Genomic DNA, 14,175 nt, shown 5'->3' with positions numbered 1-14,175 from the left:
CGACAAGGCCCAGTTCGGACCTCTGTGTCCTGGTCGAGCTTGGGCCTATTCGGGCATTTCCGCTGTGATGTGGGCAACTTGGATGCCGGGTGATGTCTGTGACACCGCGCACAGGAGCGGCGAACTGACTGGGCATCAGGCGGGGCTGCTCCCGTATCCGGAACGCGGAAGTGCCCCGAACCCTCCGGGGTCCGGGGCACGTCGAGGTGCGGGTGGGATCAGGGATGCGGGGCCGGCCGGCAGGTGAGTTCCTGGATGTGGCCGTCGAGCGTGCGGTGGTCGATCAGTTCGACATCGAAGCCGGCCGTGCCCTGGGAGCCGGGGTCCAGCCCGGTCTTGCCCGTGATCGCGGAGAGCGGTGTCACCTGGACCCGGTCCACGAGCCCGGCGGCCATCAGCATGGCGCTCTCCGGGTGCGAGGGCGGTACTGCCCTCATAAACTTTGGTACGGGGCGCCACTCATTGCCCGCCGTTGAGCAACGTCACCGTGTGCCCCAGCTTTTCCTGCATAAACAAGGCATCCTCGGTGTGTGGATTGAGGATCCCAGGGCAATCGACGGTCAGGAGGTTGATAACTATGGTTCCCCTGCTTCTTGTCCTGCTTCTGGCCCTCGTCCTGTTCGGTGCGGGCTTCGCCGTGAAGGCCCTGTGGTGGATCGCGATCATCGTGCTGGTCCTGTGGCTGCTGGGCTTCGTCATGCGCTCCAGCACATCAGGTGGTGGACGCGGCCGCTGGTACCGATGGTGACCTAGCGCACCACCCATACAGCGAAGGGCCCGGCTCCGGCCGGGCCCTTCGCTGTGCGCTCTGGGTGAGGCTCAGACCTGTTCCGCGGGGTCCTGGGTGAGGACCGCGTGGAAGCGCCGGGTGTGGTCCACCCGGCGTGCGGGGCCGGTCAGGGCGACCGTCGCCGTCAGCCGGGTGTCGTTGCTGGACGCGGCCAGGCGGAGCTCCAGCTCGCCGGGCTCCACGACGCGGTGTCCGTCGCGCCCGGTGAAGGAGGCGACGTCCGCCGGGACGGTGACCTGGACGCGGCGCGCCTCGCCCGCCTCCAGCGGCACGCGGGTGTAGCCGACGAGGCGCTGGACGGGCTGGACGACGGAGGCGACCGGGTCGTGCAGGTAGAGCTGGACCACCTCGGTGCCCGCGCGGTCACCGGTGTTGCGGACCGTCAGGGCCAGGGTGAACTCGCCGTCCGTGGGCGCCTGTCCGGTGCCGACCGTGAGATCGCCCCACGCGAACGTGGTGTACGACAGGCCGTGGCCGAAGCCGAACGCCGGGGTCGGGTCGATGTTGGAGACCTCGCTGGCCTGGGCGAGCCGTGCGCCGAGGTAGGTGGACGGCTGCGCGCCCGGGCCGCGCGGCACGCTGACCGGGAGCCGCCCGGAGGGGTTGACGCGGCCGCTGAGCACCCCGGCGATCGCATGGGTGCCCTCCTCGCCCGGAAAGAACGACTGGACGATCGCCGCGGACTCGGCGACGGCCCGGCCGAGGGCGTACGGCCGCCCGGCCAGCAGGACGGTGACGACCGGTGTGCCGGAGTCGAGCAGCGCGTCGAGCAGCCGCTGCTGGGCGCCGGGCAGCGCCAGCGACTCGGCGTCGCAGCCCTCACCGCTCGTCCCGCGCCCGAACAGGCCGGCGCGGTCGCCGAGGACGGCGACGACGACGTCGGCGTCGCGGGCCGCGTCGGCCGCCGCGCCGATGCCGGAGAGGTCCCCGTCGTCGACGCCGGTGCCGCGGACGGCGGTGATCTCCGCGTTCGGGAACTCGGCCGTCAAGGTCTCCCGCAGGGTGGGCAGTTCGAGTCCGACGGGGACCTGCGGGTGCTGCACGCCGACGTGCAGCGGGAACGAATAGCAGCCGAGGACCGCGGTGGCCTCGGTCGCGTTGGGGCCGACGAGGGCGATACGGCGGGGGCGGGTGAGGGGCAGGGTGCCGTCGTTGCCGAGCAGGACGACCGCCTGCTCGGCGATCCGCCGGGCCAGCTCCCGGTTCGCGGTGCGGTCCAGGTCGACCCTGCCGCGCAGCGCCTCGGTGTCGTCCAGGTCGGCGCCGTCGAGCGCGGGCGGCACGGGGCTCCAGTCCGGGTCGAGCAGGCCGAGGTGGGCCTTCTGGGTGAGGACGCGGCGCAGGGCGCGGTCGACGGCCTCCTCGGGTACGCGGCCCTCGGTGACGGCTTCGAGGAGGGGCGCCCCGAACGTTTTGACGGTGGGCAGTTCGACGTCGACGCCGGCCTTCAGGGCGGTGCCGGCGGCGTCCCCGAAGTCGCCGGCGACACCGTGCAGCGTCTTCAGGAAGGCGATGCCGAAGTAGTCCGCGACGACGGTGCCGTCGAAGTCCCAGGTGTCGCGGAGCAGTCCGGTGAGAAGCGCCTCGTCCGCGGCGGAGGGCACACCGTCGGTGTCGGTGTAGGCGTGCATCACCGAACGGGCGCCGCCCTCGCGGATCGCCATCTCGAACGGCGGCAGCAGCACGTCGGCGCGTTCACGGGGGCCCACGGAGGTGGGGGCGAGGTTGCGTCCGCCGCGGGAGGCGGAGTAACCGACGAAGTGCTTGAGGGTGGCGACGATGCCGGCCGACTCCAGGCCGCTCACATAGGCGGTGCCGATGGTGCCGACGAGATAGGGGTCCTCGCCGATGGTCTCCTCGACGCGGCCCCAGCGGGCGTCGCGCACCACGTCCAGGACGGGTGCCAGGCCCTGGTGGACGCCGACCGACCGCATGTCGCGGCCGATGGCCTCGGCCATCGAGCGGATCAGCGCGGGGTCGAACGTGGCGCCCCAGGACAGCGGGACGGGGTAGGCGGTGGCGCCCCAGGCCGCGAAGCCGGCCAGACACTCCTCATGGGCGAGCGCGGGGATGCCGAAGCGGTTCGCCGAGGCGATCCGGGCCTGGGTGCGCATCAGCGACAGCGCGCCGAGGGCGGGGTCGACGGGCACCGTGCCGAAGGGGCGGGTGAGCTGGCCCAGACCGGCGGGGAGCAGGGCGTCGAGGTCGACCGCCTCCTCCATGTCGTGCTGGTGCGGGGCCACTTCGCCGCCCTGGTCGGAGGCGCCGACCCACACGCCGTACAGCTGGGCGATCTTCTCCTGCAGGGTCATGGCGCCGATCAGCGCGTCGACGCGGGCGGCGACGGGCTGGGCGGGGTCGTTCCAGAGGGGGGTCTCGGGGGTGGTCTCTACGGCCACGTCGGTGTTCACTTTCCTCCGACACCCATCAGGCCCCGGACGAGGGCGCGACGGGCGAACAGGTAGACGAGCAGGATGGGCACCATGGACAGCACCACGGCTCCCAGCAGACCGGGGATGTCGATGCCGTGTTCGGTCTGGAAGTTGTAGAGGCCCAGCGTGACGACCTTGGTGGAGTCGGACTGGGTCAGGACGAGCGGGAACAGGAATCCGTTCCACGCCTGGAGCGCGGAGAACACGACGATGGTGGACAGCCCGCCCCGGGACAGCGGCAGCACCAGCTGGAAGAACATGCGCAGCGGGCTCGCGCCGTCCATGGCCATGGCCTCGTACAGCTCCGGGGAGATGTCCCGCATCGCGCCGCTGAGGATGAGCGCCGACATCGGCAGGCAGAACGCCGCCGTGGGCAGGATGACGCCCAGCAGGTTGTCGTACAGCCCGGCCTCGCTGATGAGGTAGAACATCGGCACGATGACGGCCTGGGCCGGGATGGCGAGGCCGAGCAGGAACAGCCGGAAGATCGCCGACGTGGTCCTGCCCCGGCTGCGGACGATCGCGTAGGCGAGCGGCGGGACCAGCAGCAGCACGATGCCGATCACACAGCCCGTGACGACGAGCGTGTTGAGGAAGTACCGGCCGAAGCCCGAGTCGAAGGCGCCGGCGTAGTTGTCCAGGGTGAAGCTGTCGGGTATCGAGACCGGGCCGTTCTCGGCGTAGTCCTGCCGGGTGCGCACCGTCGCGGCGAGCATCACGTACAGGGGCAGGCCGACGACGAACAGCCAGACGAGCGAGCCGCCGCCGGCCAGGTAGTTGGGGCGGCGCCTCATGACACACCCTCCATGGTGCTGCGCATCTTGTCGTAGCCGGACACCCGCACGACGATCAGCGAGATGATCGTGGCCGCGACCACCAGGGCCAGGGCGATGGCGGAGCCGGTGCCGAAGTCGAAGCCCTTGAACGCCTTGTCGTACATGTAGTAGGCGCTGATGGTGGTGTCGGTGCCGGGGCCGCCCTGGGTGAGGATCAGCACCGTCTCGAAGGTGGTCAGTCCGCCGACGATCATCAGGATCATCGAGGTGATCATCGAGTTGCGCAGCTGCGGCAGCGTGATGTGGAAGAACTGCCGGTAGCGGCCGGCCCCGTCGATCTCCGCGGCCTGGTAGAGCACCTCCGGGACGGCCCGGGCGGCGCCCTGGTAGATCAGGGTGTGGAACGGGGTGAACTGCCACGTGGCGACGAACGCCAGGACCCCGATGGCGGTGGCCTGTTCACCGAACAGGTTGCCGTCCCCGAACAGCCAGGTGGCCTCGGCCGGGATGCCGAAGTTCGGGTCGAGCAGCGCCCGCCAGAGCACGGAGACGGCGGTGGCGGACAGCAGCAGCGGAATGAAGTAGATGACCGAGAGCACCGCGCGGTTGCGCTGGTTGCCGGCGGCCCAGACGCCGAGGACGACGCTCAGCGGTGTCTGGATGACGACGCCGAGCACGGTCAGGAGCAGGGTCAGCCAGATGCTGTCGAGCATCACCGGGTCGTCCATCAGACGCGACCAGTTGTCCATGCCGACGAACTGGGGGGAGCCGAGGCCGTCCCAGGTCATGAAGGACAGCACCGCCACCATGACGAGCGGGGTGATCGCGAAGAGGGCGAAGAACACTGCGGCGGGCAGCGCCCAGGCGAAGCTCGGGCGGCCCACCTTCGTCGCGGACGAGGCGGGCGGCCGCCGCCGGGGCCCCTTGCGGGGTCCGGCGGCGGGCCGGGCGCTCGTGATCTGTGTGGTCATGAGCCGTTCGTCAGTCGGTCGGGAGGGCCTGCATGGCCTTGATGAAGCCGTCCGTGTCGAGCTGTCCGTTGAAGAACTGCTGGATGGCCTTGTACATGTCCGAGCTGGCCTTCTGCGGGTACGCCTGGTCCCAGGAGAGCTGGAACGAGGGGGCGTCGGCGACCAGGTCGTACTGGAAGCGGGAGTACTTCGGGTCGGCGGCCTGGTCGAGGAAGTCCTTGGTGTTGGTGGTGGTCGGCAGGTTGCCGAGGTCCAACTGCGCCTTGACGAAGTCGTCGGAGTACATGAGCTTCAGGAACTCGGCGACGGCCTCGGGGTGCTTGGTCTTCTTCATGACCGAGTAGTAGTTGTTGGTGTTGCCGGCCACGTTCTTCGGGTCGCCCTTGCCGCCGGCGACGGTCGGGAAGGCGGTGTAGCCGAGGCTCTTCTCGGCGAACTCCGGGTGGTCGGTGAGCTGCTGGGAGTAGTACCAGGAGCCCATCAGCTCGAAGCCGGCCTTGCCGGAGGCGACGAGCTGGACGGAGCCGGCGTTGGTGTACTTCACGGAGTCGTAGTTCTTGCCGAAGGCCCCGGCGTCGACCAGTTCCCTGATCATGTTCAGCGCCTTCTTGCTGTCCGGGCTCTCCCAGGCGCTCTTGTCACCGCCGACGGCCTTCGCGAACAGCTCGGGGCCGGCCACGCGGTCGTAGAGGTACTGGAACCACATCTGGGTCGGCCAGACGTCGCCGCCGCCGAGCGCGATCGGGGTGACGCCCTTGTCCTTCAGCTCGCCGACGGCGTCGAGGAGTTCGTCCCAGGTCTTCGGCGGCTGCACGCCCGCTTCGTCGAGGACCTTCTTGTTGTGGAAGAGCAGGACGGGCTGGGTGCCGCGCATCGGGACGCCGTACGGCTTGCCGTCGACCACCGCGTTGTTGAACACGGACGGCAGGAACTTGTTCTCCAGCTCCGGGTTCTTCTTGATGAAGTCGTCGAGCGGCAGCAGGAGACCGGCCTTGACGAACGGCTTGATGCTGCCGCCGCCCCAGTTGAAGAAGACGTCCGGGGCCTGCGGGGTGTTGATGATCGTCTGCAGCTTCTTCTGGTAGTCCGCACCGGGGATGGTGTCGAGGACGACCTTGACGTCGGACGTCTTGTTGAACTTCTCGACGAGCTGCTTCTCGACCTTGTTGGTGGCGTCCCCGTAGACCAGGACATGGATCTTGCCGTCGGACCCCGAGCCCCCGTCGCCGTCGCCGCAGGCCGAGAGGGTCAGCGCGAGGGTGAGCGTCGCACCGCAGGCGACCAGTCTGGGCAAGTGCGCACGTGTCTTCATCGTTCGCCTTTCGAAAGTTTCGGCTTCATCGCCGAAAGTCCATGCGGTGGGACAGTAGGTCAGAGCCCACATCCGGTCAACGGTCGAGTCGGTACTCGACCGAACCGTTACCGATCGGCCGTGACCTATCCTGCGTTCATGCACGAAGACGAAGAGGTGAGCGGCAGAGTCACGTTGGCGGCGGTAGCGAAAGAAGCCGGTGTCTCCATGCCGACAGTTTCGAAGGTGCTCAACGGACGCTCGGACGTCTCCCGCACGACCCGCGCCAAGGTGGAGCATCTGCTGGAGGTCCACGGCTACCGCCGGCGGGCCCAGGCGGCGTCGCGCTCCCCGCTCATCGAGCTCGTCTTCCACGAACTGGAGAGCGTCTGGGCGATGGAGCTGATCAGGGGGGTGGAGAACGTCGCGCGGGACAACCGGGCGACCGTGGCGCTCACGGAGAGCGGCACCCGGCACACCCCCGGCCCCGACTGGCTGCCCGGTGTGCTGCAACGCCGGCCGATCGGCGTGGTGCTGGTCTTCTCGACCCTGCGGGAGGACGTCAAACGACGCCTCAGGGCGGCGGCCATCCCGATCGTCATCGTCGACCCGGCCGGCGACCCGGACCCGGACGTGCCCTCGGTCGGCTCCGCGAACTGGTCGGGCGGCCTGGCCGCCACCCGCCACCTGACGGACCTCGGGCACGAGCGCATCGCGATCGTCACCGGACCCGAGGACATGCTGTGCTCGCTGGCCCGGCTGGACGGCTACCGCTCGGCGATGTCGATGGCGGGCCTGGAGTGCGACCCGCGGCTGATGCGCTTCGGCGACTTCCATGTGCAGGGCGGCTACGAGCACGCCATGGACCTGCTGGAGGGACCCGAGCGCCCCACGGCCGTCTTCGCGGGCAGCGACCTCCAGGCGCTCGGCGTCCTGGAGGCGGCCCGCGTCAGGGGACTGCGCGTCCCCGAGGACCTGTCGGTGGTCGGCTACGACGACGTGCCGCTCGCGCAGTGGTCGAGCCCGCCGCTCACCACCGTCCACCAGCCGCTGCGGACCATGGCCGAGGAGGCCGCCCGCATGCTGCTCCGCCCCGACGTCCCCGGCGCCGCGGCCCAGCGCATCGAACTGGCCACCCACTTGGTGGTGCGTCAGAGCACGGCCCCGCCGCGCAAGAGCTGACGCACCACCGGCGCGACGGCTCCGGTCGGCGGGAGCCGCAGTTCACCCGCGCAGCGTGCTGTTGGCCGTACGCGGGAGGGAGGGGCCGCGCACACGCGCGGACCGCCCGGAGCCGGGTCCGCCCCCGTCCCCTCCTAGGCGCGGGGGCGGACCCGGCGGGCGGCGGGGAGGTTCCCCGCCGCGGATTCCCGTCAGGCGCCGGGCAGGACACCCGTCCGGGCCACCTCGGCGTACCAGCGGGCGCTGGCCTTCGGGATCCGCGTGCTGGTCGGGTAGTCCACGTAGACCGCTCCGAAACGCTTGCTGTAGCCGTGCGCCCACTCGAAGTTGTCCAGCAGGGACCACAGGAAGTAGCCCCGGACGTCGGAGCCGTCGGCGATGGCCCGGTGGACGGCGGCCAGGTGGTCGCGGACGTACGCGATCCTGGCCGGGTCGTTGACCCGCCCCTCCGGGTCGGCGTAGTCGTCGAACGCCGCGCCGTTCTCGGTGATGACCAGGGGCGTGCGCGGGAAGTCGTCCGACAGCCGGCGCAACAGGTCGTACAGCCCGGTGGCGTCGACGGCCCAGCCCATGGCGGTGGTGGGGCCGGGCGGCTGGTGGAAGGAGACCTTGTCGGCGGCCGGCCACGGGCTGTGCGGGCTGTTGCCGTGCCCGTCGGAGTTGTGGGTGCCGCTGCCGTCCGTCTCGGAGACCAGCGTGGGCGTGTAGTAGTTGACGCCGAGGAAGTCCAGCGGCTGGTGGATCCGCTCCAGGTCCCCGTCGGCCACGAAGGACCAGTCGGTCAGGCTCGCCGTGTCCTTGAACAGGTCCTCCGGATAGGCGCCCTGGAGCATCGGGCCGGTGAAGACCCGGTTGGCGAGGGCGTCGATGCGGCGCGCCGCGTCCACGTCGGCCTCCCGCGTGGTCAGCGGGCGGACGTGGTGGATGTTCAGCGTGACGGAGCACTGCGTGCCGGACGGCGTCCGGTCGCGCACCGCCTGGACGGCCAGGCCGTGGGCCAGGTTGAGGTGGTGCGCGGCGCGCAGCGCGGCCACCGGGTCGGTGCGGCCGGGGGCGTGCACCCCGGAGCCGTAGCCCAGGAAGGCGCTGCACCAGGGCTCGTTGAGGGTGGTCCAGGTCTTCACCCGGTCACCGAGGGCGTCGGCGGCGAGGGCCGCGTACTCGGCGAACCGCTCGGCGGTGGCGCGCTGCGGCCAGCCGCCGGCGTCCTCCAGCTCCTGCGGCAGGTCCCAGTGGTAGAGGGTGGCGACGGGCTGGATGCCCTTCTCGAGCAGCTCGTCGACCAGACGCCGGTAGAAGTCCAGACCCTTCTGCACGGCGGGACCGCGCCCGGTGGGCTGGATGCGGGGCCAGGCCAGGGAGAACCGGTAGGCGCCCAGGCCGAGTTCGGCCATGAGCGCGACGTCCTCGCGCCAGCGGTGGTAGTGGTCGGTGGCGATGTCACCGGTGTCGCCGTTGCGGACCCGTCCCGGTGTCCTGGCGTAGGTGTCCCAGATCGACGGCGTACGCCCGTCCTCGGCGGCCGCCCCCTCGATCTGGTACGAGGCGGTCGCGGAGCCCCAGAGGAAGCCCGCGGGGAAGGTGCGGGTGCCGTCGATGCCGGACTCGCTCTGCTGTGCAGCGGTGACCACGTAAGTCCTTTCAGAAGTGGGGCCGTTCGCGTGGGGCGAAGGGCCGACACGGATGAGCAGGCCCGGCGGGGTGCGGCCGGGCCGGTGCGCGGGGGTCAGCCCTTGACGGCGCCGGCCATGATGCCGCTGACGATCTGCCGTCCGAAGACGATGAACATCGCCAGCAGCGGGAGCGTGCCGAGCAGCGCGCCCGCCATGATCAGCGACTGGTCGCGGACATAGCCCGCGCTGAGCTGGGTGAGAGCGACCGGAACCGTCGGGTTGGTCATGTCGAGCACCACGAACGGCCAGAAGAAGTCGTTCCACGCGTGCACGAACGTGATCATGAACAGGACGGCCATGGCGGGCCGCGCCACCGGGAGCACGATGCTCCAGAAGATGCGCAGCGAGTGCGCCCCGTCGACACGTCCGGCCTCGACCAGCTCGTCCGGCAGCGCCTCCGACAGGTACTGGCGCATGAAGAACACGCCGACCGCGCTGACCAGGGTGGGGAAGATGACGGCGGGCAGCTGCTGCGACCAGCCCAGCTCGGACATCATCATGAACAGCGGGACGACACCGAGCTGCGGCGGCACCATCATCGTGCCGATCACCAGCATCAGCAGGATGTTGCGGCCCTTGAACCGCAGCTTGGCGAAGGCGAATCCGGCCAGCGTCGCGAACAACACCGTGGACAGGGCGATCACCCCGGCCACGATCAGGCTGTTGATCATGGCCTTGCCCATGGCCGCCTCGTCCCACGCGCGGGCGAGGTTGCTGAACAGGTTGGGTCCGGGCAGGAACGGCGGCGGGGTCTGGCTGACCCGGGTGTTGTCCGTCGACGCCGCCACCATCGTCCAGTACAGCGGGAAGATCGACAGGATCGCCATGACGGCGAGCAGGACGTAGGCGAGCGGTCCCGCGTGGTGCTGTCGGCCGGCGCGCATGCGCAGCAGCCGTCGGCGGACGCCGCGGCCGGTCGGCGGTACGGGGGTCCGGGCCGGGGCGTCCGTCCGGACCGGGAGGCTTTGAGTGGTCATGTCGGCTCCAGGTCAGGACGAACGGGCCCGCAGGCGCTTGATCAGACGCTGCACGGCGAAGGCGAGGACGAGCAGCAGGAACATCGCCCAGGCGACGGTCGCCGAGCGGCCCATCTGGTAGTTCTTCCAGCCCTCCTCGTACAGCAGCAGACCCAGCGTCTGGTACTGGTTGTCGGCACCGCCGGTCACACCGTTGGGGCCCTGGCCGAAGATCAGCGGCTCACCGAAGAGCTGGGTCGCGCCGATCGTGGACAACACGATCGTGAAGACGATCGTGGAACGGATCCCGGGCACGGTGACGTTCGTGAACTGCTTCCAGCGGGAGGCGCCGTCGATGGACGCCGCCTCGTAGCGTTCGGCGGGGATGGCCTGCATCGCGGCCAGATAGAGCAGCGCGTTGTACCCGGTCCAGCGCCAGATGACGATGGTGGAGATCGCGAACTGCGAGGGCCACTTCTCGGCCTCCCAGTCCAGCGGGTCGATGCCCACCGAGCCGAGCGCCCAGTTGATCATGCCGAAATCACGCTCGTAGATCATGGTGAAGACGAGCGCGGCGGCGGCGACCGACGTGGCGTACGGGACGAGGGACGCGACCCGGAAGAACAGCGAGGCGCGCATCCGGTAGTTGAGCAGGTGCGCCAGACCGAGCGCCATCAGCAGCTGCGGCACGGTCGAGATGACACCGATGGTGATCGTGTTCGTCAGCGCGTTCCAGAAGCGCTCGTCCTGCCACAACTCGGTGTAGTTGTCGAGGCCCACCCACTCCCGCACGTCGAGCGTGGCCAGCTCCACGTGGTGCAGGGAGATCCACGAGGTGTAGACGAGCGGGTAGAAGCTGAACGCCGCGAAGACCACGAAGAACGGCGCGACGAACGCGTACGGCGCGCCCTTGACGTCCAGCCGGTGCAGCAGGGAGCCGCGCCGCCGGGTGGATGAGCCGTCGCCCGTGGTGCCGGGCGGGGCCGGCGGCTCCTCGCCGGCCAGGGCCTTGGTGGTGGAGGTGGCCACCGGACTTCCTTCCTGAGAGGGGGGTGGGTCAGCCGGTTCCCGGGCCCGCGGCGAGCGCGCGGGCCCGGGAGGCTGCGGGGCATCGGGTCAGCCGACGGCCTTCTCGATGCGCTCCGTGGTGGTCTCCCACGCCTCGTCACGCTTGGTGCCCTGCTCGATCAGGGCCAGGCCCTGGGAGAAGGTGTCCTTGATCGTGCCGTCCTTGCGGCCGAGGACCTGCTTGTCCGGGATCTCCTGCGCGGCGGCGCCGAAGATCTCGCCGATCGGCGCGTCGCTGAAGTACTCCGACTTGGCGTTCTTCACGTCGGGGTTCTCCAGGGCCTCCTTGGAGGAGGGGATGTTGCCTATCTCCTTGAAGATGTGGGCCTGCTGCTCCGGCGCCGTCAGCCACGCCACCAGCTTCTTGGCCTCCTCCTTCACTGGGCTCTGCTCGATCACACCGAGGAAGGAACCGCCCCAGTTGGCGCCCTTGGGGGCCCGGGCGACGTCCCACTTGCCCTTGTTGGCGTCGCCGGCCTTCTCACTGATGTGGCTGAGCATCCACGCGGGGCACACGGCCGTCGCGAACGTGCCGTTGGCCAGACCGGGGTCCCAACCCGGCTGGAACTGGCGGAGCTTGGCCGTCAGCCCGCCCTCGGCGGCGTCGGCGGAGAGCTTCCAGGCATCCTTGACGACCGGGTTCGTCTCGTAGATCAGGTCGCCCTTCTCGTCGTAGTACTGCTCCGGGTGGCCGTAGACCATGGCGTTGAACAGGCCGCTGGAGGAGTCCATGTAGGCGACCTTGCCGCCCTTGAAGTCCTTCTTGAAGGTGCGCCCGACGTCGACGTACTTGCTCCAGTCGCCCGCCCAGAGCTTGCCGACCTCCTCGCGGTCGGTGGGCAGGCCGGCCTTCTCGAAGTAGTCCTTGCGGTAACAGACGGCCATCGGGCCGATGTCGGTGCCCAGGCCCAGCACCTTGCCGTCGTCGGTGCTGATCTGGGACTCCTTCCACGGCAGGAAGTGGTCGGTGCCCGCCACGTCGGAGAAGTCCGCGAACTTGTCGGCCTGGGTCTCGGTGATCTCCTTGGCCCGGCCGATCTCGATGCCCTGGATGTCCTTCAGGCCCTTGCCGCCGGCGAGCCTGGTCTGCAGCGCGGTGTAGTAGGTCTGCTCGTCACCGGCGATCTCCGCCTTGATCGTGACGTCGGGGTTCTCCTTCTCGTACTGCTCGAGCAGGCCGGTCTCCTTCAGGCCCATGACGCCGAACAGGCCCATGGTGATGGTGACCTTGCCGTCCTTCTTGCCGCCGCCCGTGACCGAGTCGTCGCCGCTGCTGCATCCAGCGACGAGGGCCAGCGCGCTGACGGCCGCAGCTGCTGCCGCCAGCCTCTTTCCGCGCAACGATCCGAGACTGCTCATGGTTCTCCTCCCAACGGCCTGCGCAGACGTGTCGGACGGACACGAAAACGATGACCGCAGCGGCTCCGGCGAGTGGTGGGAACGTGCCCAATCTCGGGTGGGCACGTTCCCAGCGATGGATGGCAGACTCGCCGCAGCGAGCCCGTCTGTCAATGACTTGAACGCAACGAACGGCCCTCCCGCGCGATTTGCGTTCATATCGCGTGCTGGACGGGCCACCTCAGCGACCGTGCCATCTGCCAGAATTGGCGCTGGTCACCTACGCGACAGGAGACTGCCGCGGATGCAGGGAGGGGAGCGCATGGCTGGGAACCGCCGTCCGACCATCAAGACGGTCGCCGCCCGTGCCGGTGTGGGCCGGACGACGGTGTCCCGCGTCGTGAACGGCTCGGAACTGGTCAGCGCCGAGGCGCGCTCCAGGGTCCTCGCGGCGATCAAGGAGCTCAACTACGTGCCGAACTCCGTCGCCCGCGGTCTGGTGACCAGCCGGACCGACGCGGTGGCGCTCGTCATCCCCGAGTCCGCGAGCCGGCTCGGTTCGGAGCCCTTCTTCGCCGCCCTGATCAGGGGCGTCAGCCAGGCCCTCGCCGACCGCCGCATCCAGCTCCAGCTGATGCTCGTCCGGGACCAGGCGGAGCGGGAGCAGCTGACCGAGTCGGTGGCGACCCGCCGCGTCGACGGTGTCCTGCTGGTGTCCGTGCACTCCGACGACCCGCTGCCCGCCATGCTGGAGGAGATGGGCCTGCCCACGGTCCTGGCCGGCCGCCGCGACGCCGACGAGGCGCTGAGCTACGTGCACGCGGACAACACCGGGGGCGCGACGCAAGCGGTCCGCCACCTCCTCGGCAGTGGCCGGAAAAGGGTGGCCACGATCGCCGGTCCACTGGACATGGACGTCGGCCGCAGCCGCCTGGAGGGCTGGCGGACGGCGCACGAGGAGGCCGGCGTGCCCGTCCGCCAGGACCTCGTCGAGGTCGGCGACTTCAGCTGGGAGAGCGGATCCCGGGCGATGCGTTCGCTTCTTGAACGAGCCCCCGATCTCGACGCCGTCTTCGCGGCCTCCGACCTCATGGCGATCGGCGCCCTGGAGGAACTGCGCCGCCAGAAGCGCAAGGTGCCGGACGACGTGGCCGTCGTCGGCTTCGAGGACTCCCCGCACGCCCGCTGGACCGACCCGCCGCTGACCACGGTCCGTCAGCCGGTGGAGGAACTGGGCGGCGCCATGGTCCGCATCCTCTCCGAGATCACCGAACCGGGCGCCGCCCGCCAGCAGTTGATGCTGCCGACGGAGCTGGTCGTGCGGGAGTCGTCCGGGGGGTCTCCCGACGACAGGACGGACGGCGCCGGCGACGGCGGGCGGTGACGGCGGGCGGTGACGGCGGGCGGTGACGGCTTCCCGTCAGCCCCGGGGGCCTGTGGGGTGTCTTGTCGATCAGGCCGGAGCAGCGAGCGGTGTCCGGTGCCGAGCGTCGCGAGGTGCAGCAGGGAGTCGATGCGGCGCATGGGCGACCGACGACAACGCGGCGAGGCGCGGCACCGGACACCGGGAGCCCGGCATGATCGGCGAGACGCCGTCTAGGGCCAATACCGGTGACTTTGGTGGTTTCTGGTCGTTGGGTGGGTTGTGCCAAGACCGGGTCAGGTGAAGTCGTCGGGGGTTGATCGGTTCTCGGATCG

The 14,175-nt window shown here is 69.9% G+C and carries 11 protein-coding genes and 1 pseudogene; 3 read left to right on the top strand and 9 right to left on the bottom strand.

The genetic code is table 11. The features are described 5' to 3' along the window. Nucleotides 1-218 precede the first annotated feature (218 nt). Nucleotides 219-398, bottom strand: a pseudogene (locus ACFRAC_RS32605) (deaminase); the annotation flags it as partial. 179 nt (nt 399-577) lie between these two features. Here ACFRAC_RS32605 and ACFRAC_RS32600 point away from each other — a divergent pair. Then, nucleotides 578-748: a DUF5670 family protein gene (locus ACFRAC_RS32600; RefSeq protein WP_382937108.1), complete on the top strand. Its 171-nt coding sequence runs from the start codon at nt 578-580 to the stop codon at nt 746-748. Between the two features lie 71 nt (nt 749-819). On the opposite strand, the gene ACFRAC_RS32595 is transcribed toward ACFRAC_RS32600, so the two are convergent. From ACFRAC_RS32595 to ACFRAC_RS32580, 4 genes are read right to left on the bottom strand one after another with little or no spacing between them, the layout of a single operon-like run. Then, nucleotides 820-3,201 carry a beta-glucosidase gene (locus ACFRAC_RS32595; RefSeq protein WP_382937105.1) on the bottom strand — a complete coding sequence of 794 codons (2,382 nt, stop codon included), beginning with the start codon at nt 3,199-3,201 and terminating at the stop codon, nt 820-822. Continuing rightward, nucleotides 3,198-4,016: a carbohydrate ABC transporter permease gene (locus ACFRAC_RS32590; protein WP_382937100.1), complete on the bottom strand. Its 819-nt coding sequence runs from the start codon at nt 4,014-4,016 to the stop codon at nt 3,198-3,200. The genes ACFRAC_RS32595 and ACFRAC_RS32590 overlap by 4 nt, the downstream gene beginning before the upstream one ends. Beyond that, nucleotides 4,013-4,969 carry a sugar ABC transporter permease gene (locus tag ACFRAC_RS32585; protein WP_361354253.1) on the bottom strand — a complete coding sequence of 319 codons (957 nt, stop codon included), beginning with the start codon at nt 4,967-4,969 and terminating at the stop codon, nt 4,013-4,015. The genes ACFRAC_RS32590 and ACFRAC_RS32585 overlap by 4 nt, the downstream gene beginning before the upstream one ends. 10 nt (nt 4,970-4,979) lie before the next feature. Next, entirely contained in the window at nt 4,980-6,281 is a 1,302-nt protein-coding gene (locus ACFRAC_RS32580) for an ABC transporter substrate-binding protein (protein WP_382937090.1), read from the bottom strand. Between the two features lie 138 nt (nt 6,282-6,419). On the opposite strand from ACFRAC_RS32580, the gene ACFRAC_RS32575 reads away from it, so the two are divergent. After that, nucleotides 6,420-7,442: a LacI family DNA-binding transcriptional regulator gene (locus ACFRAC_RS32575; protein WP_382937086.1), complete on the top strand. Its 1,023-nt coding sequence runs from the start codon at nt 6,420-6,422 to the stop codon at nt 7,440-7,442. A gap of 191 nt (nt 7,443-7,633) precedes the next feature. Here ACFRAC_RS32575 and ACFRAC_RS32570 read toward each other — a convergent pair whose 3' ends face one another. The 4 genes from ACFRAC_RS32570 to ACFRAC_RS32555 form a co-directional block, all read right to left on the bottom strand. Continuing rightward, a complete protein-coding gene (locus ACFRAC_RS32570; protein WP_382937082.1) occupies nt 7,634-9,073 on the bottom strand; it encodes a GH1 family beta-glucosidase in 1,440 nt (479 codons plus the stop codon). A 95-nt stretch (nt 9,074-9,168) separates the two neighbouring features. Further along, nucleotides 9,169-10,092, bottom strand: a complete 924-nt coding sequence (locus tag ACFRAC_RS32565; protein WP_382937079.1) for a carbohydrate ABC transporter permease — start codon at nt 10,090-10,092, stop codon at nt 9,169-9,171. A gap of 12 nt (nt 10,093-10,104) precedes the next feature. Continuing rightward, nucleotides 10,105-11,100 carry a carbohydrate ABC transporter permease gene (locus tag ACFRAC_RS32560; protein ID WP_382937073.1) on the bottom strand — a complete coding sequence of 332 codons (996 nt, stop codon included), beginning with the start codon at nt 11,098-11,100 and terminating at the stop codon, nt 10,105-10,107. An 87-nt stretch (nt 11,101-11,187) separates the two neighbouring features. Beyond that, complete coding sequence (locus ACFRAC_RS32555) at nt 11,188-12,498, bottom strand: ABC transporter substrate-binding protein (protein WP_382937069.1); 1,311 nt, start codon at nt 12,496-12,498, stop codon at nt 11,188-11,190. 301 nt (nt 12,499-12,799) lie between these two features. Between ACFRAC_RS32555 and ACFRAC_RS32550 the strand changes: the two genes are divergently transcribed. Next, entirely contained in the window at nt 12,800-13,861 is a 1,062-nt protein-coding gene (locus tag ACFRAC_RS32550; RefSeq protein ID WP_382937065.1) for a LacI family DNA-binding transcriptional regulator, read from the top strand. Nucleotides 13,862-14,175 lie beyond the last annotated feature (314 nt).

Origin of the sequence: Streptomyces sp. NPDC056628 (assembly GCF_042792555.1) — a bacterium.
GTDB lineage: Bacteria > Actinomycetota > Actinomycetes > Streptomycetales > Streptomycetaceae > Streptomyces.
Note: the sequence above shows the minus strand (reverse complement) of the source record. Positions and strands in the feature narration are given on the sequence as shown.

Excerpts from the sequence above, each read along its gene's own strand:
- ACFRAC_RS32600 (WP_382937108.1), top strand. The coding sequence starts at position 578 with ATGGTTCCCCTGCTTCTTGTCCTGCTTCTGGCCCTCGTCCTGTTCGGT.
- ACFRAC_RS32590 (WP_382937100.1), bottom strand. The coding sequence starts at position 4,016 with ATGAGGCGCCGCCCCAACTACCTGGCCGGCGGCGGCTCGCTCGTCTGG.
- ACFRAC_RS32585 (WP_361354253.1), bottom strand. The coding sequence starts at position 4,969 with ATGACCACACAGATCACGAGCGCCCGGCCCGCCGCCGGACCCCGCAAG.
- ACFRAC_RS32580 (WP_382937090.1), bottom strand. The coding sequence starts at position 6,281 with ATGAAGACACGTGCGCACTTGCCCAGACTGGTCGCCTGCGGTGCGACG.
- ACFRAC_RS32575 (WP_382937086.1), top strand. The coding sequence starts at position 6,420 with ATGCACGAAGACGAAGAGGTGAGCGGCAGAGTCACGTTGGCGGCGGTA.
- ACFRAC_RS32565 (WP_382937079.1), bottom strand. The coding sequence starts at position 10,092 with ATGACCACTCAAAGCCTCCCGGTCCGGACGGACGCCCCGGCCCGGACC.
- ACFRAC_RS32555 (WP_382937069.1), bottom strand. The coding sequence starts at position 12,498 with ATGAGCAGTCTCGGATCGTTGCGCGGAAAGAGGCTGGCGGCAGCAGCT.
- ACFRAC_RS32550 (WP_382937065.1), top strand. The coding sequence starts at position 12,800 with ATGGCTGGGAACCGCCGTCCGACCATCAAGACGGTCGCCGCCCGTGCC.